Below are 295 nucleotides of genomic sequence, written 5' to 3'. Positions count from 1 at the left end.
CTACTCCGTCGAGCGTGACACCGTCCAGGCCCACCTGGCCGCGCTCGACCTGGTGTACAACGGCGTCATCGAAGACACCCGCAAGTCGATCGAGAAACTCGAAGACCTCGACCTGGTGTCACAGGACCTGCTCATCGCCCATGCCGGCGAGCTGGAGAAATTCCAGTGGTTCGTGCGGGCGCACCTGGAGAGCGCCGGCGGCCAGCTGACGCACGAGGGGCAGTCGACCGAGAAGGGCGCCGCCGACAAGGCGCGCCGCAAGTCTGCCTGATAGAGAACCTCACCGCACACACCG

Annotated in this window: 1 protein-coding gene; it reads left to right on the top strand. The window is 65.8% G+C overall.

What is annotated here, in order from left to right:
- Positions 1–271 (top strand): ferritin-like domain-containing protein (locus tag HOP58_RS22910; protein WP_234261940.1); only part of this gene is annotated, 271 nt, incomplete at its 5' end.
- Between the last annotated feature and the right edge of the window lie 24 nt (positions 272–295).

The organism is Halomonas sp. MCCC 1A11062 (genome assembly GCF_021404355.1).
In the GTDB taxonomy this organism is placed as follows: domain Bacteria; phylum Pseudomonadota; class Gammaproteobacteria; order Pseudomonadales; family Halomonadaceae; genus Halomonas; species Halomonas aerodenitrificans.
The sequence above is the reverse complement of the archived record's forward strand: the minus strand, read 5'-3'. Positions and strand labels throughout refer to the sequence as shown.